Source organism: Lysobacterales bacterium, assembly GCA_016721845.1.
Taxonomy (GTDB): domain Bacteria; phylum Pseudomonadota; class Gammaproteobacteria; order Xanthomonadales; family Ahniellaceae; genus JADKHK01.
This window is the reverse complement of record JADKHK010000013.1, coordinates 1,776,951-1,799,591: the sequence shown is the minus strand read 5'-3', so window position 1 is coordinate 1,799,591 and position 22,641 is coordinate 1,776,951. Positions and strand designations below refer to the sequence as shown.

19 protein-coding genes and 1 riboswitch are annotated in these 22,641 nt (G+C 65.6%); of the genes, 12 read left to right on the top strand and 7 right to left on the bottom strand.

Annotated features, from left to right (window positions below):
• The first annotated feature begins 86 nt into the window (after positions 1 to 86).
• Positions 87 to 686, top strand: coding sequence for a TetR/AcrR family transcriptional regulator (locus IPP28_15660; protein MBL0042431.1), 600 nt, complete (start codon positions 87 to 89; stop codon positions 684 to 686).
• Between the two features lie 13 nt (positions 687 to 699).
• Here the strand turns inward: IPP28_15660 and IPP28_15655 are convergent, their stop codons facing one another.
• The gene (locus tag IPP28_15655) at positions 700 to 1,548 is read right to left on the bottom strand and encodes an alpha/beta hydrolase (protein ID MBL0042430.1); all 849 of its coding nucleotides are present in this window, start codon (positions 1,546 to 1,548) and stop codon (positions 700 to 702) included.
• Between the two features lie 75 nt (positions 1,549 to 1,623).
• On the opposite strand from IPP28_15655, the gene IPP28_15650 reads away from it, so the two are divergent.
• The 4 genes from IPP28_15650 to IPP28_15635 all read left to right on the top strand — a co-directional run bounded on the left by IPP28_15650 (position 1,624) and on the right by IPP28_15635 (position 7,860).
• The gene (locus IPP28_15650; GenBank protein ID MBL0042429.1) at positions 1,624 to 2,166 is read left to right on the top strand and encodes a hypothetical protein; all 543 of its coding nucleotides are present in this window, start codon (positions 1,624 to 1,626) and stop codon (positions 2,164 to 2,166) included.
• A 54-nt stretch (positions 2,167 to 2,220) separates the two neighbouring features.
• Positions 2,221 to 6,354, top strand: a complete 4,134-nt coding sequence (locus IPP28_15645) for a hypothetical protein (protein ID MBL0042428.1) — start codon at positions 2,221 to 2,223, stop codon at positions 6,352 to 6,354.
• Entirely contained in the window at positions 6,351 to 7,211 is an 861-nt protein-coding gene (gene prmC / locus IPP28_15640; GenBank protein ID MBL0042427.1) for a peptide chain release factor N(5)-glutamine methyltransferase, read from the top strand. The genes IPP28_15645 and prmC overlap by 4 nt, the downstream gene beginning before the upstream one ends.
• A 250-nt stretch (positions 7,212 to 7,461) precedes the next feature.
• Complete coding sequence (locus tag IPP28_15635) at positions 7,462 to 7,860, top strand: DUF433 domain-containing protein (protein MBL0042426.1); 399 nt, start codon at positions 7,462 to 7,464, stop codon at positions 7,858 to 7,860.
• Here the strand turns inward: IPP28_15635 and IPP28_15630 are convergent.
• Both IPP28_15630 and metF read right to left on the bottom strand, forming a co-directional pair.
• Positions 7,857 to 8,762, bottom strand: a complete 906-nt coding sequence (locus tag IPP28_15630; protein MBL0042425.1) for a DMT family transporter — start codon at positions 8,760 to 8,762, stop codon at positions 7,857 to 7,859. The two genes, IPP28_15635 and IPP28_15630, sit on opposite strands and share 4 nt — an antisense overlap.
• 8 nt (positions 8,763 to 8,770) lie before the next feature.
• Positions 8,771 to 9,595 carry a methylenetetrahydrofolate reductase [NAD(P)H] gene (gene metF, locus IPP28_15625; GenBank protein MBL0042424.1) on the bottom strand — a complete coding sequence of 275 codons (825 nt, stop codon included), beginning with the start codon at positions 9,593 to 9,595 and terminating at the stop codon, positions 8,771 to 8,773.
• Positions 9,596 to 9,747: 152 nt separating this feature from the next.
• Here metF and IPP28_15620 point away from each other — a divergent pair, with 152 nt between their 5' ends.
• On the top strand, positions 9,748 to 10,914 hold the full coding sequence (locus tag IPP28_15620; protein MBL0042423.1) for a GGDEF domain-containing protein: 1,167 nt from the start codon (positions 9,748 to 9,750) through the stop codon (positions 10,912 to 10,914).
• Here IPP28_15620 and IPP28_15615 read toward each other — a convergent pair.
• Together IPP28_15615 and IPP28_15610 are read right to left on the bottom strand one after the other, a co-directional pair.
• Positions 10,876 to 12,513 carry a hypothetical protein gene (locus IPP28_15615; GenBank protein MBL0042422.1) on the bottom strand — a complete coding sequence of 546 codons (1,638 nt, stop codon included), beginning with the start codon at positions 12,511 to 12,513 and terminating at the stop codon, positions 10,876 to 10,878. The genes IPP28_15620 and IPP28_15615 overlap by 39 nt on opposite strands.
• Before the next feature lie 123 nt (positions 12,514 to 12,636).
• A complete protein-coding gene (locus tag IPP28_15610) occupies positions 12,637 to 13,326 on the bottom strand; it encodes a hypothetical protein (GenBank protein ID MBL0042421.1) in 690 nt (229 codons plus the stop codon).
• A 137-nt stretch (positions 13,327 to 13,463) separates the two neighbouring features.
• Between IPP28_15610 and IPP28_15605 the strand changes: the two genes are divergently transcribed.
• Together IPP28_15605 and IPP28_15600 are read left to right on the top strand one after the other, a co-directional pair.
• Positions 13,464 to 14,321 carry a hypothetical protein gene (locus IPP28_15605; protein MBL0042420.1) on the top strand — a complete coding sequence of 286 codons (858 nt, stop codon included), beginning with the start codon at positions 13,464 to 13,466 and terminating at the stop codon, positions 14,319 to 14,321.
• Positions 14,322 to 14,333: 12 nt separating this feature from the next.
• Positions 14,334 to 14,834 (top strand): cadherin repeat domain-containing protein, encoded by a 501-nt coding sequence (locus IPP28_15600; protein ID MBL0042419.1) that lies wholly within the window; start codon positions 14,334 to 14,336, stop codon positions 14,832 to 14,834.
• Between the two features lie 66 nt (positions 14,835 to 14,900).
• On the opposite strand, the gene IPP28_15595 is transcribed toward IPP28_15600, so the two are convergent.
• Positions 14,901 to 16,328, bottom strand: coding sequence for an adenosylhomocysteinase (locus IPP28_15595; GenBank protein ID MBL0042418.1), 1,428 nt, complete (start codon positions 16,326 to 16,328; stop codon positions 14,901 to 14,903).
• A gap of 15 nt (positions 16,329 to 16,343) precedes the next feature.
• A riboswitch (S-adenosyl-L-homocysteine riboswitch) is annotated at positions 16,344 to 16,421 on the bottom strand.
• Positions 16,422 to 16,570: 149 nt separating this feature from the next.
• On the opposite strand from IPP28_15595, the gene IPP28_15590 reads away from it, so the two are divergent.
• The gene (locus IPP28_15590; GenBank protein ID MBL0042417.1) at positions 16,571 to 17,779 is read left to right on the top strand and encodes an HD-GYP domain-containing protein; all 1,209 of its coding nucleotides are present in this window, start codon (positions 16,571 to 16,573) and stop codon (positions 17,777 to 17,779) included.
• 16 nt (positions 17,780 to 17,795) lie between these two features.
• Positions 17,796 to 19,028 carry an EAL domain-containing protein gene (locus IPP28_15585; protein ID MBL0042416.1) on the top strand — a complete coding sequence of 411 codons (1,233 nt, stop codon included), beginning with the start codon at positions 17,796 to 17,798 and terminating at the stop codon, positions 19,026 to 19,028.
• Between the two features lie 15 nt (positions 19,029 to 19,043).
• Here IPP28_15585 and dbpA read toward each other — a convergent pair whose 3' ends face one another.
• Complete coding sequence (gene dbpA, locus IPP28_15580) at positions 19,044 to 20,423, bottom strand: ATP-dependent RNA helicase DbpA (protein MBL0042415.1); 1,380 nt, start codon at positions 20,421 to 20,423, stop codon at positions 19,044 to 19,046.
• An 82-nt stretch (positions 20,424 to 20,505) separates the two neighbouring features.
• Here dbpA and IPP28_15575 point away from each other — a divergent pair, with 82 nt between their 5' ends.
• Positions 20,506 to 21,945 carry a hypothetical protein gene (locus tag IPP28_15575; GenBank protein ID MBL0042414.1) on the top strand — a complete coding sequence of 480 codons (1,440 nt, stop codon included), beginning with the start codon at positions 20,506 to 20,508 and terminating at the stop codon, positions 21,943 to 21,945.
• A 2-nt stretch (positions 21,946 to 21,947) separates the two neighbouring features.
• Positions 21,948 to 22,619 carry a Fe2+-dependent dioxygenase gene (locus IPP28_15570; protein ID MBL0042413.1) on the top strand — a complete coding sequence of 224 codons (672 nt, stop codon included), beginning with the start codon at positions 21,948 to 21,950 and terminating at the stop codon, positions 22,617 to 22,619.
• The last annotated feature ends 22 nt before the right edge of the window (positions 22,620 to 22,641 follow it).

The window sequence follows — 22,641 nt, the reverse complement described above, 5'->3', positions numbered from 1 at the left end:
ACGGCGAAGTATGGTCGTATTGCGCCGCGCTTGTCAATACGGCAGCGTATGGTGCTACGCTCGCGCACCGGATTCACCGTGCGCCGATGACCATGCCGCAGACCCAGATCGCCGATCCCCGCGCTGACCGCGCTCGCCTGTCCAGCGCCGACTGGGAAGCCGGTGCCCTCGATCTGCTCGCCGAACAGGGAGTCTCCGCCGTGGCGGTCGAACCTCTGGCGCGTCGTCTCGGTGTCACCAAGGGCAGCTTCTATTGGCACTTCCCGTCGCGTGAAGCCTTGTTGAAGGCGGCCCTGGAACGCTGGGAGAAGCTCGACGAGGAAACCGTGTTCGAGCCGCTGGAAGAAATCGCCGACCCGGCCGAGCGCCTGCGCGAACTGTTCGTGCGCACCAGCAAGGAAATGCGTTCGCACGTGCTCTACAGCGAATTGCTGAAGGCGCTCGACCATCCCGTGGTGCAGCCGGTGATGGCGCGCGTCTCGCAGCGCCGCATCCATTTCCTGATGCAGGCCTACCGGTCGCTGAACTTCTCGCGCAAGGACGCGATGAACCGCGCCCGGCTCGCCTATTCCGCCTACGTCGGATTCCTGCAACTGATGCTGCAACTCAAGCTCACGCGCATGAGCGTCGAGGAATTCGACGCCTATGTCGGGCATGTCGTCGAGACGCTGATTCCGGCCGCTTGACCCGAAGCCGGGATCAGTCGCTCATCTGCTTCACGTAGGCGACGACATCCTGCAGCGTCGGAGCCAGATCGGAACGGTCGCGGGCGAGTGCGGTGACGATCTGCGAATGGCCGACGCCTTCATACGTCCTGGATTCGACCGGAACGCCCACCGCGCGCAGCAGGGCGGCCATTTCCTCGTTGTGGCGCGGCAACACGATGATGTCCTGGTCGCCGCGCAGCAGCAGCATCGGCGGTTCGTCGCCATCGACGAAATGGATGGGCTGGGTGTCGGCGCCGTTCGCTTCGTCCGGGAACACCTGCTTCATGCGCGGGTTCCAGATCGGCAGGAAGTCGTAGGGCCCGGCCAGGCCGATGAAGGCGCGGAAATCGCGCGGCTTCATGCCCACTGCGGCGAGCCAGCGCGCGTCCGTCGCCAGCAAGGCGCCGATGTGGCCGCCCGCGGAATGGCCCATCAACACCATGCGTGCCGGATCGGCGCCGTAGTGCTCGGCCTGTGATCTTGCGAACGCGGCGGCGCGCGCGGCATCCTCGACAAAGGCCGGAAAGGCGACATCGGGCGCGGTGCGGTAGTCCGGGATCATCACCACGAAGCCGTGGTCTGCCAGTGATTCGCCGACGAAGCGATACCAGGCACGTTCGCCGTAGCGCCACGTGCCGCCGTAGAAGAACAGGATCAACGGCGCATGGTCGGGCGCGTCGGTGGCACGATAGATGTCGACCGAGAGCGCATGGTCGCTGTCGAAGACGACCGAGCGCGATTCGACCAGGGGGGCGTCGGCACCGACATTGATGGTTCCGAAATAGGCCTGGTGGCAGCCGCTCAACGCGACGGCCAGCAGGGCAAGCAGCAGGCGGATCATGGGGGTGGGTTCCAGGGCATTCCTTTCCGGTCACAATGCTACAAAACCAGCGATGAACCGAGTGTCAGGATGCACATGGACCCGAACTTGCAGCAGTTCTCCGAGATTCCCGAACGCAACACCGGCGACAACGTGCTGCGCACCGCGCAGCAGCACCATGTGCAGATGAGCATGATGGCCGACACCAAGGCCAACATCATCATCACCGTGTCCTCGATCGTGCTGACCATGGCGCTCGGTCGCAGCCGCGACGAGCTGCATGGTCCGAGCGCGCTGGTGCTCGCGGTGTTCACGATGCTGGCGCTGATCCTCGCGATTCTCGCCGTGCTGCCGAAGTTCAAGGCGATCAAGGTGCCCGGGCAGTCCTTGCCGTCGGAGTTCAACATCCTGTTCTTCGGCCATTTCGCGCAGATCCCGCGCGAACGCTTTCTCGATGAAGTCGCGCTGCGAATGAAATCCGACGGTTCCGCGTATCAGTTGATGGCGAACGATCTGTACAGCCTCGGCTACTACCTTGCGCATTACAAGTATCCGTACCTGCGCTGGGCCTACATCTTCCTGCTCAGCGGCTTCGTCGTCGCCGGCCTCACCGAAATGGTGATGGTGCTGTCCCGCTAACCCCGACCCCCGTGGCCTCGCGTTGCAGCGGCGTCACCCACCCGGAGAACATCGATGCGCGCACACTGGTTCTGGTGCCTCAGCTTCCTCATGGCGTCGATCGGCGTTGCCTCGGCCGCCGCACCCACGCCGATCCCCGACGCCCTGCGCGAATGGGTGCCGTGGGCGCTGGAAGGCCAGGAGCGGGTACGCTGTCCACGCCTGGCCGGTGTCGACGACGACGATGCCGCATACGCCTGCTTGTGGCCGGGAGAGCTGCAGTTCGCGGCGCGCGATGACGGTGCGAGTTTCGCGTTGCCGGTGACCGTGCATGCGCGCGCAGCCGTGCCTCTGCCCGGCGACGCGGACGTCTGGCCGCTGGAGGTGAGCAGCGAGGGTCGCTCGCTCGCCGTGGTTGCCAACGACGACGGCGTACCCGTGGTCTGGTTGGCGCCGGGCCAGTACCGCATCGAAGGTCGGTTCGTTTGGGACGAGCGGCCGGAGTCGATCGCGTTGCCGGCCTCGATCGCGCGCATCGCGCTCAGTCTCGACGGCGTGGCGCAGGCCTTCGTGCAACGCGACGACGACGCACTCTGGCTCGGTCGTGTGGCGGCCACCGTGGCCGAGCGCGACAGCCTCGCGGTCGATGTCTTTCGTCTGCTCGAAGACCGGGTTCCGGCCCGCCTCGAAACGCGCTTCAAGTTCACCGTCTCCGGCAAGGGTCGCGAAGAACAGCTTGCGCTGGTGTTGCCCGAAGGATTCGTGCCGGTCTCGTTGTCCGGCGATCTGAATGCACGCCTCGACGGGGATGGCACGCTCGCCCTGCAGGTGCGTTCCGGCGAGCATTGGCTGAGCCTGGTGGCGCGCGCGACGGCGCCGCTGGCGGCAGTGACCACGCGGACCTTGCCGGCGCCGTGGCCTGAAGCAGAGATCTGGAGCTACCGCGCGCAGACACAGTTGCGCGTGACCGAACCGGAAGGCGCGGCGCAGATCGATCCGGCCCTGGCCGAAGTGCCGAACGATTGGCGCGAGCTGCCGGCCTTCGCGCTGGAACCCGGACAGGGCCTGAGCATCGCCGAGCGGTCGCGCGGGCTGTCCCTGCAGGACCAGAATCGTCTGCATTTGAACCGTACGCTGTGGCTCGACCACGATGGCGATGGCTACACCGCGCGTGACCAGGTCAGTGGCCGCATGCTGCGCGACTGGCGTCTCGACTTGGCGCCGCCCTACAAGGCCATGCGTGCCAGCGAGAATGGCGAGCCGGTGTTGATCACCGCGGGGGCCCATCCGGGTTTCAGCGGCGTCGAATTGCGTTCGCGTGATCTGAATCTCAGTGCGACCGCGCGCATCGACGCCGCTACATCGGTCTTGCCGGCGACGGGTTGGCAACAGGCCTTCGAGTCGGTGCAGACGACATTGAATGTGCCCCCGGGCTTCGAATTGATCGCCGCGACCGGGGCCGATCGTGCACCGTCGGCCTGGCTGGATCGCTGGAACCTGATGGACGTGTTCGTCGCGGCGCTGATCGTGTTCCTGTTCGTGGTCGGATTCGGCAAGGTCGCGGGCCTGATTCCGGCCGCATTCGTGCTGCTGGCCTGGCATGAGCCCGACGTGCCGCAATGGTCGCTGATGCTGGCGATCGTGGCGGCGATCCTGCTGTCGCCGCGCTGGCGCGAGAAGTTGCCGCGCTGGTCGATGCGTGTCGCGCAGGGCGTGCTGATCCTGCCGCTGCTCGCGGCCGTGCCGTTCGTCGCGACGCAGTTGCGTCTCGGCCTGCATCCGCAGCTGGAAGCCGAATACGGCCGTACCTCGTATTCGGACTATTACGGTCGCAACACGATGGCGGCGGGCATGGTTCCGCAGCAAGCCGACAATGCGCCGATGTACGACCAGAATGTCGCCGAAGAAGCGCCGATGCCGGCGTCGATGCCTGCACCGGCACCGGTGGAGCAGTCGCAATCGCTGGAATCCGTCGTGGTGACGGGCGCGCGGATGAAGTCCGACAACGCTTACCTGCCGAAGAAGCTCAAGCGCTACGCCAGCAACACGATGATCCAGGCCGGCGGCGGCGAGCCGTCATGGAACTGGCGCAGCTATTCGATCGAGCTGGCCGGGCCGGTGCTGCAGACCCAGGAAGTGCGGCTGTGGCTGTCGCCACCCTGGCTGACGCGTCTCGCACGCTTCGTCATCGCCGCGTTGTTCGCGCTGATCGCGGTGCGGCTGGTTGGCATCGCGTTTGTGTGGACGCCGAAGCTGCCGCTCAAGCGCAGTGCCGCAGCGTTGTTGCTCGCCGGGCTCGCGTTCGGCGGCAGCGCGCAAGCGCAATCCCTGCCCGATGCCGAAATGATCAAGGAACTGCGCGAACGCCTGCTGAAAGCCCCCGAGTGCATGCCGGCCTGCGGGAACATCGCGAGCGCCGAGGTCGTGGCTTCGGGCAGCCGCATCGAGGTGGCATTGACCCTGCACGCGGCCGAGCGCATCGGCCTGCCCCTGCCCGGCAATGCCCAATTGCTGGCGCTCGATGGCGTGCAGCTCGATGCCCAGGCCGTGAACGCGCTGTATCGCGATGCTGCGGGCACGACCTGGATCGACGTTCCGCGTGGCGTGCATCGCGCGGCGTTGCGCTTCTCGACTGCGGCAGCCGACCAGATCGCGCTGGCGTTCCCGATGGCGCCCGCCCATGTGCGCTTCAGCGGTGACGGCTGGGAAGCCGCGGGCATCGAACAGGGACGGCTGCCGAACGGCACGCTGGAACTGACGCGCCTGTCGGCCAGTACCGAAGCGCCGCGCAGCGGCGTCGCGCAGCGTTTCGAGCCCTATGTCGTGGTCACCCGCGAGTTGCGCTTCGATCTCGACTGGGAAGTCGCGACCACGGTGCAACGCATCGCGCCCGAGTCCGGTGCGTTCTCGATCGCCGTTCCCTTGCTGACCGGCGAACGCGTCACCAGCGAAGGCTTTGAAGTGGTTGACGGTGCCGTGCAGGTGCGTTTCGCCGATGGCGACGGTGCGCTCGGCTGGGTGTCGCGGCTGGAAGCGGTCGATGCGTTGACGCTGTCGGCGCCCGAACTCGCGCAGCGTGCGGAAATCTGGAAGCTCGTCGCGAGCCCGACCTGGAACGTGCGCGCCGAAGGCGTGCCCGGCGTGCATCCCGATGACGATGCGACGTTGCAGCAGTTTCATCCGCTGCCGGGAGAAGCATTGACGCTGGCGGTCTCGCGTCCCGAAGCCATTGCCGGGCGCGTGGTTGCGATCGACCAGGTCGCCTTGACCAGCAGTTTCGGCAAGCGTTCCGGCGAACACACCTTGACGCTGAGCCTGCGTGCGACCCAGGGCGGCCAGCATGCGCTCAACCTTCCGGCGAATGCCGAAGTGCTGCGGGTCGTGGTGCGTGGCGAGACGCTGAATCTGCGTCCCGAAAAAGGCGTGTTGCGACTGCCGCTGCGGCCCGGCGTGAACACCGTCGAAGTCGGCTTGCGCATCAATGAGGAGCCGGGCCTGCATCCGCGCTTGCCGATGATCGATCTCGGCACGCATGCGTCGAACATCGAATTGGCGATGCAGTTGCCGTCCGACCGTTGGGTGCTGGTCACGAGTGGTCCGCGCATCGGTCCGGCGGTGTTGTACTGGGGCGAGTTGATCGTGATGCTGCTGCTCGCCTTCGCCATCGCGCGCAGTGGTTTCCTGCCGATCAAGTTGCACGAGGCCTTCCTGCTCGGCATCGGATTCTCGACGGTGTCGTGGTGGTCGCTGGTGCTGTTCGCGGCCGTGCTGGCGGCGTTCGCGTGGCGTGCGCGCTGGCCACGCGAAGGTCGGCATGCGCTGTTCAATCTGGTGCAGCTCGCGTTGGTGGTTGCAGCGTTGGTCGCTGCTGGCGCCTTGCTCGCAGCCTTGAACGGCGGCCTGCTTGGCTATCCGGATCTGCACGTCACTGGCCACAGTTCGACGGCCACCAACCTGCGCTGGTTCGCCGACCAGACTGCGGGCCGCTTGCCCGATGCGAGCGCGTGGGTGCTGCCGATGTGGATGTACCGCGCACTGATGCTGGCCTGGGCATTCTGGATGGCCTGGTTCCTGATCCGCATCGGTCGCTTCGTGTTCGAAAGCTGGACGTCGGGCGGGGCGTGGTCGAAGTGGTCGGCGCCGAAGGCGAAGGCGCCCGCCGCCGAGCCGCCACCGCTCGAGCCGGTGCCTGCGAAGGCGACCGAATGACGATCGATGCGTGGCTGCGTGCCGCGGCGGCTCGGCTCAATACCGAGTCGGCGCGGCTCGATGCCGAGTTGCTGCTGACGCATGTGCTGGAGCTCACGCGCGCCGCGTTGTATGCGCGGTTGCGCGACGAGCTCGATGCCGATGCACAGGCGAAAGTCGATGCGCTGCTGGCGCGACGCGTGCGCGGCGAGCCGATCGCCTACATCACCGGCGTGCGCGAGTTCTGGTTCATGCCGCTGAAGGTCACCCCGGCGGTGCTGGTGCCGCGACCGGAAACCGAGGTGCTGGTCGAGCAGGCCTTGCTGCGGCTGCCGACCGATCGCGATCTCTGCCTGATCGATCTCGGCACCGGCAGCGGCGCGATTGCGCTCGCACTCGCAAAGGAGCGTCCGCGCGCGATCGTGCATGCCGTCGATGCCAGCGATGCCGCGCTTGCCGTCGCCGAAGAGAACGCCAAGCGTCTCGGGTTAACCAACCTGCGCTTCGTGCTCGGCAGCTGGTTCTGGGGCATTCCCGGCGAATGGGAACGCTCGCTCGAATCCGATTTGCGCTTCGACCTGGTCGTGTCGAACCCGCCCTACGTCGCCGGCGACGATCCGCATCTGTTGCAAGGCGACCTGCGCTTCGAACCACGCATGGCGCTCACGCCCGAAGGCGATGGCCTGTCTGCCATCCGCGAGATCAGCCACGACGCCCGCGCCCGCCTCAAGCCCGGTGGCTGGCTACTCTTCGAACACGGCCACGACCAGGGCCCCGCCGTCCGCCACATCCTTGAACGCGACGGCTACAGCAACGTCGAAACTATCCGCGACATGGAAGACCGCGATCGGGTGACGTTGGGAAGGTGGGACGGTTGATCGTGCCTTGGTGGACAGCATCCTGGCCGACTTCCCTAGCCTGAGTCGCGATGCCGTGCTCGCAGTGATCGCGCAACGCTGGCCGCTGCAGTTGCTCTTGCCCGAATCACCACCGGCGCGAAGACGCAGGCGACGAACAGGGCGATTTCGAGGTAGAACATGGGGGTGAGTTCGCGCGGACTGGAAGAGTGCCACGCACTTCTTCAACTCGCTACGATGAGCGGGCGAAACTGATTCCGTGGAGGACTCCATGAGCATCGATTACAAGGCCTACATCCAGCGCGATCCCGCCATCTGCGGTGGTGAGCCGGTCATCGCCGGAACGCGCGTCACCGTTCGTACCGTGCTTGCGAGTTTGGCCGAAGGCGCAGAAGTGGACAGCATCCTGTTCGACTTCCCGAGCCTGAGTCGGGACGCCGTGCGTGCGGTCATTGCGTTCGCGGCGGCCTCCGCCGAGGAAGACCTGCCTGCCGCTGCCCGAAGTCGCATGAAGGTCAAGCTCGACGAGAACATTCCGCGCCGGCTCGTCGACGCCCTTGCTCGGCGCCGTGAGCGCGATCGTTCCGGAGCTCGAACGTTGGCAGCGTTGCTTTGTCGTCCTGACTGGCAAGAAGATTCGCATTCACCGACCCTGATGGCGCAACGTTAGGCCGCTGCAGCAACTCTTGCCCGGAACACCACCGGCGCAAAGACGCAGGCGACGAGCAGGGCGACGCCGAGGTAGAACATGGGGGTGAGTTCGCGTTGTTCGTTGAGCAGGACGATGGCGAGCAGCACGGTGTAGACCGGCTCCAGGTTGATCGCGAGTTGCGCGTTGAAGGCGCTCATGTGTTTGAGCGCGACCAGGGACAGTGCGAACGGCAGCAGGGTGCAGGCGACGGCGAGCAGTAGCAGGAAGCCGAAGTCGCGCGCATCGGGCCAGACCAGCAGGGGCGCGTCGAACAGCGGAATGACGCCGGCCACGAGCGGGGCGGCGACACTCAGCATCAACACGCCTGCGCCCATTTCGAGGAAGGTCATGGCCAGCGGATCGGCGCCGTCGACGTAGCGCTTGTTCAATGAACCGAACAAGGCTGCGAGTGCGGCCGACAACACGCCGACCGCGATACCGGTCCACATGCCGCTTGGCACGCCGCCCACCACCAGCACCACGCCCGGAATCGCGGCGATGCCGAGCAGCACTTCGCCGAACGCGAAACGACGCTTCGCCGCGAACGGTTCGATCAACGCGGTGAACACCGAACCGAGCGCCATGCAGGTCGCGGCGACCGAGGCGTTCGACAGCTTGATCGAGGCGTAGAACGTCAGCCAGTGCAGCGCGACGACCACGCCGACGCCCATCAGCGCCGCGATCCGGCGCGCCGACATCGTGCGCAACGCCCGCCACAAGCGCGGCACGAACGCGAGCAGCGCCGTGACCAGGGCCATGCGCCACCACACCAGCGGCAGCGCCGCCAGCGAAATCAATTTCCCGAGAATCGCGGTGAAACCCCAGAGCAGCACGCAGAGATGGATCTGCCACTGCGCGCGGGCGGCGTCGGACATCGGCATGGTGAGACTCAGCCGATCGCGTCGATCACGGCCAGCGTGGTCTTGGCGCGATTCAGCGTATAGAAATGCAGGGCCTCGGCACCACCGTCGATCAGTTGCCGACACAAGTTTGCGACCACTTCGACGCCGAGCGCACGCACCGACTCGGCATCGTCGCCATAGGCCAGCATGCGTTTCGAAATCCAGCGCGGGATCTCGGCGCCGCAGAGATCGGAGAAGCGCTTCAGTTGCGAGAAATTGCCGATCGGCATGATGCCGGGCACGATCGGCTGGGTGATGCCGGCGCGGCGTGCGTCCGCGACGAAGCGGAAGTAGGCGTCGGCATTGAAGAAATACTGGGTGATCGCGCCATTCGCGCCAGCCTCGAACTTGCGTTTCAGGTTGGCGAGATCGGCGAAGGCGTCGTCGGCCTGCGGGTGCGTTTCCGGATAACAACCGACTTCGATATGGAACCAGTCGCCGGTTTCGGCGCGAATGAATTCGACCAGTTCGTTGGCGTAGCGGAAGTCGCCGAACGCAGCCATGCCCGAAGGCATGTCGCCGCGCAGCGCGACCAGACGCTTGCAGCCGAGCGCGCGATACAACTGCAGCAGGTTGGCGATCTCCGCGCGCGTGCCGCCAACGCAACTCAGGTGCGGCGCGACATCGAGCCCGTGTTCCTGGCGCAGGTGGCGCACCGTCTCCGGCGTGTAGGACAACGTCGAACCACCGGCGCCGAAGGTCACCGAGACGTATTCGGGCGAGCGCGCCTTCAGCTTCTGGACGCTGCGCTCCAGTTGCTCGCGCTGTTCGTCGGTCTTGGGCGGGAAGAATTCGAAGCTGATGGCGGTCATCGCGGCATTCCGGAAGAAGGTCGATGGAGTATATCTTTCTGTCCGGATGAAGCGATGGAATGACCCGGACGGACTCGGTTGACGCCACGTGACAATTGGAGGAATGTCGCGCGCCAACGGCCGTGAGGCTGTCGCCCCGGCCACTTCTGCCCATGGAACGCGATCTCGACTCGTCTGGCCTGAACTTGCGCCGACTCGCGCAGGAAGTCGCCGAAACGCGACGGCGCATGGTCATCGGCGGCTCGTTCTACGTGCTGGGCTGGCTGCTGGTCTGCCTGTTCACCCCGGTGGTACGCATCCATCCGCTGACCTCGGCGACATTGGCGGCGATCTTTGTCGGACTCGCGATCGCTCGGGTCGTGCTGCGTCCGCCGGTGCAAGGCGGGGCCGAGGTGATGACGCACTGGCTCGATCTGCAATGGCTGGTGATCCAGCTGTCTGCGGCGACCTGGGGCGGTGTGGTGTTCTGGACCCTGATCGACCCCGTGCTGGTCGATGCACGCGTTGCGCTGATCATCGGCGCCGCCGGTTTCGCGACCGCGATCGCGCACACCTATTGCATGCGCTTCTGGCCGTCGATGCTGGCGATCATGGTCATCTACCTGCCGAGCACCCTGCTGATGTGGATGCCGGGCCATGATCGCGCCGTGGCCTTCAGCCTGACGGTCTACCTGGTCTACGTGATCAGCTCGCTGGTGCGCAGCCACCGCGACTTCCATCGCCGCCTCGATTTCGAGGAAGCGCTGCGCCAGCAGCGTGACCGCTTCGAATGGATGAGTCGTACCGACGACCTCACCGGCCTGGCGAATCGCCGCCAGTTCGTCACCGAGCTGGAGCGGCGCATCGCCGATTGCCAGCGCGAGCATTCCCGCCTGTCGCTGCTCGAACTGGACATCGACCATTTCAAGCAGATCAACGACGCCCATGGCCATAGCGTCGGGGACCGCTGTCTGGTCGCGTTCGCGGACCAGTTGCGGCACGTGTTCGCCGGGCAGCACGAACTCTGTGCGCGCCTCGGCGGCGAGGAATTCGCGGTGATCGTGCCGCATCACGATGAAGCGGCGGCGGCCGAACGGGCGGATGCGTTTCGCATCGGTCTCGGTGCGGTCGCGGTGGTTCCGGAACTGGCCGAACTGCGTGTGCGCGTCAGCATCGGCGTCGGTGAATTCAACGCGGCGCGCCATGGCAATGCCGATCATTTCCTCAGCGAGGTCGATGGCGCGCTTTATCGCGCCAAGGGCGGCGGGCGCGACCGCATCAGCCGCGCTTCGGCCGCGACGTCAAGCGCGGTCAGCCAGATCCTCGGCCAGCATCGCTAGCTGTGTCTTCACCTTGTCGCCGAAACGCGCATGGTGGGCGCCGAGCAGGCGCTTGAGCTCGTTCTCGGTGATGTAGCCGATCGAGGCGCGATAGTCGCGCTTGACCCGCTGGCCCTCGCGCCAGCGCAGGTCCATGCCTTCGATATCGTCGGCGACCATCGCCACATTGGCCGGGTGCGCGCGCTTGAAGTCGGCGACGCGCTCGATGTGGCGGGCGACCAGGTTCCGGATCGAGGTCTTGCGCGGCATGCGCTCGATGTCGATGCAGCCGCCATATTCGAAAGGCGAAGGGCTGTCGAGTTGCGTCGACAAATGGGTGCCGTCATCGAACTGGCTGACGCATTCCACCATCGCATTCACCTTCCATTTGCCGGTCAGCAGCAGGACCAGGAAACCGATCCAGCCCGGCCACTTCGGTTTCATCGCAAAGCTGGCAACCCCGATCTCGCCGCTCTCGTCGGCGAAGAAGCGCAGCAGCACGTGCTGGCCGAGGATCAGGAACATGCCCCTGGCCTCGGCATCGCCGACATGGCGCAGGCCCAAGGCCTTGATGTCGCGGGCCGCGGCGTCGACGAACCTGCGCTGATAAGCCGGATACGCGGCCGCATCGACGACTTCGAGTCGCGGCGCCGGTTCGTGCGCGACGTTCAGGATCTGCTGCGCGATATTGGTGGCCATCAGCGTGTCCGGATCGTCGCTGACACGCGTCTCGATGGCCTCCTGTACCGACTTGCCGGCACGGATGGCATTCGCAGCCGCGAGCAAGGCTTGCGCCGCGACATCCTCGTTCATGCTGCGGTTGCCGCCGTCGCCGATCAGGCCCGATTCGATCAGGCGTGCCATCTGCTCGCGCTCGCCGGCGCCGCCATTCTCCGACTTGGCGCGCGTCTCGATGATGAATTCGCGCTTCGGATCGTCGGCCGCCATTGTTGCCAGCGCGGTGTCGTAACTGGCGAGCGCCTCGTCGTAGCGACCCAGGTCGTGGAGGATCATGCCCATGCGGACGGCATAACGGTATTCGCCGCTCAGCGCATGGCAGGTCGCATAATCGTCAAGCGCGTCCTCAAGCCGGCTGCGCGAGTAACGCAGGCCGTTCCAGGACTTCAGCGTGTCGGCATCGTCCGGGCCATCGTCATAGCGCGTCGCGGCACTGCGGCGCAGGGTGGCGCGGGCTTCGAGCAGATCGACGCGCATCGGCGCCAGTTCGATCGCGCGGTCGAGCAGGGCATCGGCCTCGGCTCGGTGCGTGTCGCCGTCGTCACGATGGCGCAGCGTGCGCGACAGCAGGGACATGGCTTCGACGTGATTCGGGTCCAGCGTCAGCGCGCGTCGCAGTTCGGCCTCGCCGGCATCGCCGTCGTACTGGGCGCGTTTGACGATGGCCGGCACATGATCCGGCTTCAGCCTCAGCAGCTGGTCCAGTACCGGCGTGATATCACCGTATCGCTCGAGCTTCTCCAGACAGTTTGCGCGATGCCAATACAGCGCAGCGGCATGCGGATGCATGCCGATCAGCGTGTCGATCAGGGCCAGCGCTTCGTCGTAACGGGCGTGCTGGAAGGCCGTGGCGAAGCGGGTGAAATCGGGTGGCAGGCTCATGCTCTGTGTCGGAATGTGACGGAAACCACAAACCTAGCCGAAACTGACGCAGAAACAAGAGGCTAGCCTGGACCGAAGGCGCTATTTCACTCCTGAACGGCGGTGCGGCCAGGGTTTTCCCGTTCAGTGACCGGCAATGGCTTGCCAGACGGCGTTGCAGTCCCCCAGCGTTCGCAGGGGGCGCAGCGCAATGCCACCGTGGTTGCGCAAGCGCATCGCGCATTGCCCGGCGTGACGCGTCACCAGTTCGGTCAGGCTGGCGCGCAGCGGCAGGGTGCAGACCAGGACCTGGGCATTGGACGCGATCGGCAATTCGCCGTCGCGATGCGTCAGCACGAAGCTGCCGTCATCGAAGGCCGACACGCAAGCCAGCAGGCGCACGGGATGCTGTCGCAGGTGGGCCGAGAAGCAGACAACGATGCCATCGCCGCTGTCGTCGCCGAAGAAGCGAATCAGCACCGGCGCGAGGCTCAAGGTCGAGAACCGGGGTGACGCGGCATCCAGCATCGGCGTGAAGCTGAGCGCACGCAGGTCGGCGGTCGGCGCGTTGCAGTCGCGTTGCTGGTCGAACGAAAACAACGTGGCATCGACGCGGATCAGCGTCGGTCCGCCGACCGCATGGGCCGGCATGTCTGAACCGTGTTCGTCGGCTTCGTCGCGCTCGATCGCCGCCAGGCACTCGGCGCGTTGCCGGCGCAGGCTGGCCGATTCGGGCATCCGTACGATCAGCGCGTCGACCAAGGCCAGGGCCTCGCGATAGCGCGCGTGGTGCATGGCCCGAGCCAGTTCCGCGAATGCCTGTGGCGACGCCATTGCATCCCCCTTCGACGCGCCGGCAACGATACCCCAGTCGCGTGGCGAATGGCTTCGGCACGACGCACCGGACGGCATTGTCCGGATTTGGGCGTAGATTCCGTACCTGTCACTACAACCTGCATCGGAGAAATGACGTGCGCGCGAGTCGATTGCTGTTCCTGTTGCTCGTGCTGACGGCATCGGCCGACGCGGCCCAGTTCTGTGCCCAGGATGGCAGCCAGTTGCAGCAGGCACTGGATGTAGCCGCCGGCAACGATCAGGACGACGACATCCGCATCACCAGTGGCACCAAGACCTTTGCGGTCCCGGTCAGCTTTCCGCATATCTGGGGCTACCAGATCACGACCACCGCGGAAGAGGACAATGACCTGGTCATCAGTGGCGGCTGGAACGCCAACTGCACCACGATGACGCCCGGTGCCCAGCACACCGTGCTGGATGGACAGAACCAGGACGCGGTCGTGCTGATCGTGTCGCGGCACTCGGCCTACTTCGTCGACCCGAAGGCGAGCTACACGATCCGCAACCTGACCGTCACCCGCGCCGGCGGCGGCAAGAACGGCATCCGTTCTCTGATCTCGACGACCAGCAGCACGGCCGAATTCGTGCTTGACCGCGTCCAGGTACGCGGCGGCACCAGCACGGTCTATCTGTATGGCGGGCGCATCGACGTCAGCCATCTGCTGGCGACCGGCGTCACCGGTGGCAATGACATCGTCGAGCTGACGCCCTCGCGCGGCGGTTCGCGCATCGTCTATTCATCGGTCTACGACAACCTGCTCGATCCGATCAACAACAACTACTGCACCTTGCGGCTGACCGGCGTGAAAATCATCGCCAACAATCTGGCCTTCGGCAATCAGACCACCGATGGCCAGCCGAAGACCGATGCCTGCCTGTTCGCCGACAACATCGAGAATGTGCCGCAGACCGACAACAACCATTTCCGTGCGGCGAACATCAACTTCCTTTACACCATCGACATGCACTAACTGACGAATGGCGTGCCGCAAGTCGAGGCGGTCACCATCGCTGGATACGCCGTCAAGCAGCCGCAATTCGGACAGACCCAGGATTCGGGCTTGATCCTCGCCGCGAATCCGAGCGTCGATGTCTTCGGACGCGCGCGAGTGGTGCACGGCATCCCGGATCGCGGCGCCATCGAGTCGACTTATTGCCAGTCGCCGACCATGCCCTCCATCCAGGATCTGACGATCGACGCGTTCGGCAGCAATGGCCAGTTTCACCCGGTGGGGACCGAGGTCGGCGCGGTCGGCGCGACCCTGTGGCACGCGAGCGGCTTCAACATCACCGCGGGGAACACCGTGGCGAACGTGTTCTCGATCGGCAGCGACGGCGTTCTGCGTGTGGCCAACCCGGCTGCTTTGGGTCAACAGGCCCAGTACTTGCTGAGCGTCGGCGCGACCGATGTCTGCGGGACCACCTCTGGCACCGTGCGCGTCTCGGTGACCATGGACGCCGTCTTCGAATCCAGTTTCGAGTGACCCAGCGCAGAAACGAAAACGCCGCGCTTTCGGCGCGGCGTTCGTTCGTCACGATGAAGCGGTCGATCAGTAGCGATAGTGCTCGGGCTTGTACGGGCCGTTCTTGTCGACGCCGAGGTAGGCGGCCTGGTCGTCGGTCAGCACGGTCAGCTTCACGCCGATCTTTTCCAGATGCAGGCGCGCGACTTCCTCGTCGAGCTTCTTCGGCAGGATGTAGACCTTGGCTTCGTACGTGTCCTTGTTCGCCCACAGGTCGATCTGCGCCAGCGTCTGGTTGCTGAAGCTGTTCGACATCACGAAGCTCGGATGGCCGGTCGCGCAACCGAGGTTGACCAGGCGGCCTTCGGCGAGCAGGAAGATGCTGTTGCCGTTCTTGAAGGTGTACTTGTCGACTTGCGGCTTGATGTTGAGCTTGACCGCGTCCGAGGCGTTGAGCTTGTCGACCTGGATCTCGTTGTCGAAGTGACCGATGTTGCAGACGATGGCCTGGTCCTTCATCGCCGCCATGTGCTCGAGCGTCAGCACGTCCTTGTTGCCGGTGGTGGTGACGTAGATGTCGCCGCGACCCAGCGTCGATTCAACGGTGTTGACTTCGAAGCCTTCCATCGACGCCTGCAGCGCGTTGATCGGATCGATTTCGGTGACCACGACGCGCGCGCCGTAGGCACGCAGGCTGTGCGCCGAACCCTTGCCGACGTCGCCGTAGCCGCAGACCACCGCGACCTTGCCGGCCAGCATCACGTCCATCGCGCGCTTCAGGCCATCGGCCAGCGATTCGCGGCAGCCGTAAAGGTTGTCGAACTTCGACTTGGTGACCGAGTCGTTGACGTTGATCGCCGGCACCAGCAGCTTGCCCTGTTCGAGCATCTGGTAGAGGCGATGCACGCCGGTCGTGGTCTCTTCCGAGACGCCCTTCCAGTCCTTGACGACCTTGGTCCAGAAACCCGGGCGCTCCTTGGCGACTCGCTTCAGCAGGTTCTTGATGATCTGCTCTTCATGCGAACCGCTGGGCGTGTTGACCCAGTCCGAGCCCTGTTCGAGTTCGTAACCCTTGTGGATCAGCAGGGTGACGTCGCCGCCGTCATCGACGACCAGTTCCGGACCGGTCTGGCCCGGGTGGGTGACGGCGTCGAGCGTGCAGTCCCAATATTCCTCCAGCGTCTCGCCCTTCCAGGCGAACACCGGCACCTGCGCGGCAGCGATCGCGGCCGCGGCATGGTCCTGGGTCGAATAGATGTTGCAGGAGGCCCAGCGCACGTCGGCGCCGAGGTCGACCAGGGTCTCGATCAGCACCGCGGTCTGGATGGTCATGTGCAGCGAACCGGTGACGCGCACGCCCTTGAGCGGCTTCTGCTTCGCGTACTTCTTGCGGACCGACATCAGGCCCGGCATCTCGTGCTCGGCGACGGCGATTTCCTTGCGGCCCCATTCGGCCTGGCTCAGGTCGCGGACCTTGAAATCTTTAAACGGCATGGCTTGAACGACTGCGTTCATCGGTGGACTCCAGTGGATGAGCGGGCGCCGTTGGAAAGTCATCCGTCGAGCCTGTTCCCGGGCTTGGCCGGGCTTGCAGCGCCCCTCGACGGGCTGAGCGGCCGGCATTCTAGCGACGATTCATCGGCAAAGCGTGAATTGTCCGTTCATCGCGCCGCACCTGTCGGAAGTGGCAGTGCGCACGGGCATCCGGAATCGTGGCATCCTCGCGCGGACCCGCGGACCCTGGGCTTGGGCGGCGCATGGAACTCGAAGAACGACAGGTGCACGTCGACCATCTGAAGCCGGAGATGTACGTCTACCGGCTCGATCGGCCGTGGCTGGGCCTGCCCTTCCCGCTCGAAGGCTTCATGGTGCAGAACGCGAAGCAGATCGAAGTGCTGCGCAAGCACTGCGACCACGTCTTCGTCGATGTCCAGCGCAGTCAGATTCCGATCCGTGCCTACATGGCGCACCCGCGACAACACGAGCGGCAGCGGACCGTCGTCAAGCATGTCGATAGCGTCACCCTGCATGAGGAGCTGCCGCGTGCCCGCGAGGCCCATGATCAGGCATCGCATCTTGCGGCCAAGATCCTCAGCGACGTGAAGGCCGGACACAAGATCAGTGTCGAAGACGTGCGCAACGCCGTGGTGCCGGTGGTGAAGTCGGTGCTGCGCAACGCCGATGCCTATTTCTGGGTCACCAGCCTGCGCAAGCGCGACGCCTACGAATACAGTCATGCCGTCCATTGCAGTCTGCTGGCGGCAGCCTTCGGCCGGCACATGGGGTTTACCGAGGACGTGCTGGTGAACCTCGCGACCGGCGGTTTGCTGATGGACATCGGCAAGACCGAGATCGACGAATCCCTGCTCGCCAAGCCCGAGGCACTGACGGCGGACGAGACCGAAGCAGTGCGCAAGCATGTCGAGAACAGCCTGCGCATCATCGAGGAAGCCGGCATCCATCATGCCGATGTGCGCGAGATGGTGCTGACCCACCACGAGCGCCACGATGGCTCCGGCTATCCCGACAAGTTGATGCGCAACCAGATCCCGCTGTTCGGGCGCATGGCCGGGCTGATCGACTCCTATGACGCGATGACCAGCACGCGCGTGTTCCGCAAGGCCGCCTCGGCGCACCATGCGTTGCAGCAGTTGTACCGGCACGGCGACCAGCTGTTCCAGCGCGAAGTGGTCGAACAGCTGATGCAATGCCTGAGCGTCTATCCGACCGGGTCGCTGGTCGAGCTTTCCAATGGCGAAGTCGCGATCGTGATGGCGCAGAACCATGCGCGCCGGCTGCGTCCGCGGGTGATGCTGCTGATGACCGCCGACAAGGTCCTGCGCGAGAATTTCATCGAACTGGACCTGATGGGCCAGAACGAGGACGAGGGCACGCTGCGCGAGATCACCACCATTCTCGAGCCCGGCGCTTACGGGCTCGATCCCACCGAGTTGTACCTCGGATGATGCAGGCGCCGACCGGATGCTGAACCGCACCGATGTCTTGCGCGAACTGGAGGCCGAGCGCGTGCGTGCCGGCGAGGCGCACGAGCACTTCGCGTTCCTGCTGGTGCGCGTGCAACGGCATCGCGAAGAACACCAGTTGTTCGGCGACTTCCTGAGCGCGGCGGCGCGTACCCGCATTCGCGCGGCCTTGCGACCGCAAGATCGCATTCTTCCGGTCGGCGACAACGTGTTTGCCCTGCTGTTGCCGAACCTGCGCGAGAGCGGCCACGCCCTGTTGGCAGCGAACCGCCTGGTGCGCGCGTTCCGCGAACCCCTGCTGGTCGGCGACCGGTTGCAGCAGGCGGTACCGACGATCGGCATCGCGATGTTTCCCGAGCATGGCGACCTGGCCGAATCCCTGTGCCGTGCAGCCGAAAGCGCCTTCGCGCAGGCCCTGAACTCGCGCGATCGGTACCAGCTGTTCCAGCCGGACAGCGGGCGCGCCGAGCCGCCCTACGTGGACTTGCGCGAGGCGATCATCAACAACCGCCTCGAGGTGTTCCTGCAGCCGTTGTGGGACATCGGCCATCGCCGGGTGGTCGGTGCCGAATCGTTGGCGCGCTGGCACAGCGACGTGCATGGCGCGATCAGCCCCACCGATTTCGTGCTGCTGGCCGAACAGACCGGGTTGATCGAGTCACTGACGCGCTGGAGCGTGAACACGACGATGCGTCATTGCGCCATGGCGCGCGCGGCCGGGCATCGGCTGCGCTTCTCGATCAACCTGAGTCCGCGCGTGTTCCACGAACCGGGACTGGTCGAGCAATTCCAGAACGCGTTGGCGATCTGGGACGTGCCCGCCGAGGATGTGGTGCTGGAAGTGACCGAGAGTTCGGTAATGGAAGATCCGAGCCTGAGTGCCATCGTGCTCGGCCAATTGCGTGATCACGGCTTCGGCATCTCGATCGACGACTTTGGCATCGGCTATTCGTCGTTCGCCTACCTCAAGCGTTTTCCCGCCACCGAACTCAAGATCGATCAGGAATTCGTGCTCGACATCGGCGTGCATGCACGCTCGGCGCGACTGGTGCATTCGATGATCGATCTTGCGCATCACCTCGGCTTGACGGCAGTGGCCGAAGGCGTCGAAGACGAGACGACACTGGCGCGCCTGCACGACATGGGCTGCGATCTCGCCCAGGGCTTCCTGTTCGGGAGACCGCAACCGGCGGCGAAGTTCGTCGCGGGACTTGGCACCGCAGCAGCGTGATTGGCGCCGGGCGGTTCAGTGCCCGATACGGCGCACGCGGAAGCTGCGGCCCTTGATCTTGCCTTCGCGCAGACGTTGCAGGGCGGTCTCGGCGTGGTTGCGCGTGATCGCGACATAACTGCGAGTCGGGAAGATGTCGATCTTGCCGACCGCGTCGCCAGGCAGGCCGGCGTCGCCGGTGAGGGCACCGAGCAGGTCGCCGGGACGCAGCTTGTCGGCACGGCCGCCATCGACCGCGATGGTCAGGTGCGTGCTCAGCAAGGGGCGTGGCTTGCCGTTCACCTGCGGCAGCGGCTGGCGCTGGAGCGGCTGCCCCATGCGTTCCGCGATCGCGCCGATGCGTGACGACTCGCGTGGCGTCGTCAGGGTGATGGCCAGTCCGCGCGCGCCGGCGCGTCCGGTACGGCCGATGCGGTGGATGTGGGCGTCGGCATCGCTGGCCACGTCGAAGTTGACCACCATCGGCAGTTCCTTGATGTCGAGGCCGCGCGCGGCGACATCGGTCGCGACCAGGACGGTGCAGCTGCGGTTCGCGAAACGCACCAGCATCTCGTCGCGTTCGCGCTGGTCGAGTTCGCCGTGCAGTGCCAGCACCGAAAAGCCGCAGCGATCGAGCGACTCGGCGACATCGCGGGTGTCGTTGCGGGTGTTGCAGAACACGATGGCGGCTTCCGGCCGCTGCGTCACCAGCAGGTCGACCAGTGCATCGAGCTTGCGCGAACCGTCTGCGACTTCATACAGGCGTTGCTCGATGTCCGGACCGGCATCGCCCTGATCGATGGTGACGGTTTCCGGATCGCGCAGATGGCGCTCGGCGATCGCCCGCGTCTGTTCCGGGTAAGTGGCCGAGAACAGCAGGGTCTGGCGCTGCTTCGGTGTCGCCTTGACGATGGCCTCGATGTCGGCGGCGAAGCCCATGTCGAGCATCCGGTCGGCTTCGTCCAGCACCAGCATCTGCAGGGCCTTCAGCGGCAGCGCCTGCTTGCGGATCAGTTCCAGAATGCGTCCGGGCGTACCGACGACAATGTGCGGCTCGTGCGCCAGCGACGCGAGATGCGGGCGCAGCGACACGCCGCCGCACAGCGTCAGCACCTTCACGTTCGGCAATGGCCTTGCGATGCGGCGGATTTCCTTGCTCACCTGGTCGGCGAGTTCGCGCGTCGGGCACAGCACCAGACCCTGCAGTTGCACCGCCGCGGTATCGAGCATCTGCAACATGCCGAGGGCGAACGCCGCGGTCTTGCCGCTGCCGGTCTGCGCCTGCGCGATCACGTCATGGCCGGCGAGGATCAGCGGCAGCGCGGCCGCCTGGATCGGCGTCATCTCGTGGTAATCGAGCGCAGCCACGCCCTTGATCAGCGACTCGCTGAGTTTCAGTTCGGAAAAGGAGGTCATTGCGGCATCATCGCATGCCCCGGCCATCGCGGCCGTGCCGACCCGAGGCTACACTCGCTGCCGTCGATTCCCGGGGGAAGTCATGATCCAAGTTCCGATGCGCCGCGCGCGCCTGAGTGCGGCCGTTTCGCTGGCGCTGTGCGTCGCGCAGGCGGTACCGGCGGCGACCATCCAGGTCGACAACAACGTGAATGGCTGTGACCTGGTCGATGCGATCCATTCGGCCAATACCGATAGCGCCGTGGGCAGTTGCAGCGCCGGTTCGGGGGCTGACGTGATCCTGTTGCCACCGAATGCGCACTATCCGACGCTGACCGGCGCGGGTGCCGGACCGCCGCCGATTACCGGCGATCTCACCATCCGCGGCCACGCGCTCGGCACCAGTGTCATTGGCTGCGAAGGCGGTGGCCAGCCGCTGTTCATCGGCGACGAGACATCTGCACCGACGGTTGTGCTCGAACGCTTCGGGATCCAGTTCTGCAGTTTCGTCGGTGGTGCCGGAGCCGATGGCGCGGGCAGCTCGCCCGGCATGGGCGGTGCGTTGTTTGTCTACGACGGCGATGTTCGGCTGGATCGGATCAGCATCGTCAGTGCACAGGCCGGTGGCGGTGCGGCGAGTTCGGTGGTCTCGAACAGCGGCGGTGCCGGCGGTGCCGGCCTGCACGGTGCGGGTGCGAACGCCGGCGCGACAGCGTCGAACTCGGCGACGATCGGATCCGGCGGTGGCGGCGGTGCCAACGCTTCCACGGCCAGCATCATTCCGGGCGGCGCCGCCGGTGCGCCGAACGGCGGCAATGGCGGTACCGGTACAGGTTTCGTGCCTATGCCGGGTGCCGGCGGTTTCGGCGGTGGCGGTGGCGGCGGCGCGTCCCTGCTGGGGGCGCAGGGTGGACAGCATGGCGCCATGGGGGGCTTCGGTGGCGGTGGTGGCGGTGGTGGCGCGACCAATACCAGTTCCGGCGGTTCGGCCTTCGCGGGGAACGGCGGAGACGGGGGTTTCGCCGGCGGCGGCGGGCGCGGCGGAAGCTCCGGTTTCGGCAGTGCGGGCAACGGCGGGGCAGGCGGATTCGGTGCCGGTGGCGGTGCCAAGGGTTATGCCGAGCTGGGCACGCCGGCGACGAATGGTGTCTCCGGTTTTGGCGCCACGGCAGCGACGACCAACTCGGGCGGCGCAGGCGCAGCGTTCGGCGGTGGCTTGTTCGTGCGTTCGGGCGTGGTGGCGATCAGCAACAGCCTGTTCAGTTCGAACAGCGTGTCCGGCAATGCCGCGGCGACCCGGCTCGGCGGCGCCATTTTCGTGCTCGATGAAGCTGCGCAGGTCGCCCACAACGCCATCATCGGTGCCAGTCGCCAAGGCATGCCCGCCATCCTCCCGATCGTGAGCGGATGCAGCGTCTCCTTCAGCGGCAACTCTGCGCCGTCTCAAGCGGGCACCGACACCAACAACCATGATGTCTACGGCACCAGTCGATCGGACTTGACGACGCCCTGCAAGGACATTTTCATGGACGGATTCGAGTAACGATGCTGCTGCACGTTAGGCAAGTGCTCGACGCCGTCGAGCTGACGCAATTGCGAGCCCTCGCGGCGTCGGCACGCTTCATCGACGGGCGTACGACGGCGGCTGCAAGCCTGCATGACATCAAGCGCAACGAGCAAGTCGCACACGGCGATCCGGCGATGCCCGAGATCACCCGCATCGTGCTCGCGGCGCTGAAGCGCAACGACGCATTCCGGCACGCGACGTGCCCGAACCAGTTGCATGGCCTGATGCTTGCGCGTTATCGCCCCGGCATGGCCTACGGCCTGCACGTCGACGCCGCCTTGATGGGCGACGCCCAGGTGTTTCGCAGCGACCTGTCGCTGACCCTGTTCCTGTCGGAGCCTGATGACTACGACGGCGGCGAACTGGAACTTCAGACCGGCGCCGGCAACGTTGCCGTCAAGCTCGCCGCGGGCGACCTCATCGCCTACGACACGGGCGACGCGCATCAGGTGCGCCCGGTCACGCGCGGCGAGCGGCTGGTCGTGGTCGCCTGGATCCAGAGCTTCATCCGCGACGCTTCCGTCCGAGCCATGCTGTGGGATCTCGCTCAGGCTCGCGACGACGTATTCGCCCGCGAAGGCCGCGGCGCGACCTTCGAGCGAATCAACAAGACCCACACGAATCTGTTGCGGCGTTTCGCCGAGGTGTGAGCCCTGCAACGCAAACGGCCCG

Bases quoted from the DNA above. Each gene is read 5' to 3' on its own strand.
- IPP28_15660 (MBL0042431.1), top strand. From the start codon at position 87: ATGACCATGCCGCAGACCCAGATCGCCGATCCCCGCGCTGACCGCGCT.
- IPP28_15655 (MBL0042430.1), bottom strand. From the start codon at position 1,548: ATGATCCGCCTGCTGCTTGCCCTGCTGGCCGTCGCGTTGAGCGGCTGC.
- IPP28_15650 (MBL0042429.1), top strand. From the start codon at position 1,624: ATGGACCCGAACTTGCAGCAGTTCTCCGAGATTCCCGAACGCAACACC.
- IPP28_15645 (MBL0042428.1), top strand. From the start codon at position 2,221: ATGCGCGCACACTGGTTCTGGTGCCTCAGCTTCCTCATGGCGTCGATC.
- prmC (MBL0042427.1), top strand. From the start codon at position 6,351: ATGACGATCGATGCGTGGCTGCGTGCCGCGGCGGCTCGGCTCAATACC.
- IPP28_15635 (MBL0042426.1), top strand. From the start codon at position 7,462: ATGAGCATCGATTACAAGGCCTACATCCAGCGCGATCCCGCCATCTGC.
- IPP28_15630 (MBL0042425.1), bottom strand. From the start codon at position 8,762: ATGCCGATGTCCGACGCCGCCCGCGCGCAGTGGCAGATCCATCTCTGC.
- metF (MBL0042424.1), bottom strand. From the start codon at position 9,595: ATGACCGCCATCAGCTTCGAATTCTTCCCGCCCAAGACCGACGAACAG.
- IPP28_15620 (MBL0042423.1), top strand. From the start codon at position 9,748: ATGGAACGCGATCTCGACTCGTCTGGCCTGAACTTGCGCCGACTCGCG.
- IPP28_15615 (MBL0042422.1), bottom strand. From the start codon at position 12,513: ATGAGCCTGCCACCCGATTTCACCCGCTTCGCCACGGCCTTCCAGCAC.
- IPP28_15610 (MBL0042421.1), bottom strand. From the start codon at position 13,326: ATGGCGTCGCCACAGGCATTCGCGGAACTGGCTCGGGCCATGCACCAC.
- IPP28_15595 (MBL0042418.1), bottom strand. From the start codon at position 16,328: ATGAACGCAGTCGTTCAAGCCATGCCGTTTAAAGATTTCAAGGTCCGC.
- IPP28_15590 (MBL0042417.1), top strand. From the start codon at position 16,571: ATGGAACTCGAAGAACGACAGGTGCACGTCGACCATCTGAAGCCGGAG.
- IPP28_15585 (MBL0042416.1), top strand. From the start codon at position 17,796: ATGCTGAACCGCACCGATGTCTTGCGCGAACTGGAGGCCGAGCGCGTG.
- dbpA (MBL0042415.1), bottom strand. From the start codon at position 20,423: ATGACCTCCTTTTCCGAACTGAAACTCAGCGAGTCGCTGATCAAGGGC.
- IPP28_15575 (MBL0042414.1), top strand. From the start codon at position 20,506: ATGATCCAAGTTCCGATGCGCCGCGCGCGCCTGAGTGCGGCCGTTTCG.
- IPP28_15570 (MBL0042413.1), top strand. From the start codon at position 21,948: ATGCTGCTGCACGTTAGGCAAGTGCTCGACGCCGTCGAGCTGACGCAA.